Source organism: Aeromonas sp. QDB18 (genome assembly GCF_027705325.1).
GTDB lineage: Bacteria > Pseudomonadota > Gammaproteobacteria > Enterobacterales > Aeromonadaceae > Aeromonas > Aeromonas caviae.
On sequence record NZ_JAPDBQ010000359.1, the window covers coordinates 1 to 570 of the forward strand.

1 protein-coding gene is annotated in these 570 nt (G+C 59.6%); it reads left to right on the forward strand.

Features of this window, described 5'->3' with window-relative positions; genetic code table 11:
• The first annotated feature begins 131 nt into the window (after nt 1-131).
• A complete protein-coding gene (locus OKC30_RS21345; protein WP_270667082.1) occupies nt 132-500 on the forward strand; it encodes a hypothetical protein in 369 nt (122 codons plus the stop codon).
• Nucleotides 501-570 lie beyond the last annotated feature (70 nt).

Genomic DNA, 570 nt, shown 5'->3' on the forward strand with positions numbered 1-570 from the left:
GCGATTAAATCAGATCACAAACGAAGCCTTTTTTCTATCTATTTCAATTGGTTGTAGCTAAAGATCCTGTACATGAGGGGCCGCTTTTGCATAGAGTGGCGACTCCTACACACACAAGGAAGATAACAACAATGAAACACCACTCGCTCTCCCGAACCCGTGTCGCCCTCGCCATCGGGGCCCTGCTGCTGGCAGGGTGCAACGACAACGACTCCACCCCCAAGCCCGAGCAGCCGGTTCTGGGCCACCGCACCGTCACCCTCATCGAGCAGGACGGCCTGCAATTCAAGGATCTCGATGGCAGCGGCACCCTGACCCCCTACGAGGACTGGCGCCTCGGCGCCGCCGAGCGAGCCCGGGATCTGGTGGGCAGGCTCACCCTGGCCCAGAAGGCAGGGCTGATGATGCACGGCACCCTGGTGCTGGACGGGGCGGGGCGGGTGAACCTCGCGGCCATGGACAAGATGCTGCGCGAGGACGGGGTCAACACCTTCATGTAACGGTTCACCCAGACCAGTTGACAGGTAAAAAATGAGACGATCGTCCGGTGATCCACTATTGCCTCTTGCG

Excerpts from the sequence above, each read along its gene's own strand:
- OKC30_RS21345 (WP_270667082.1), top strand. The coding sequence starts at position 132 with ATGAAACACCACTCGCTCTCCCGAACCCGTGTCGCCCTCGCCATCGGG.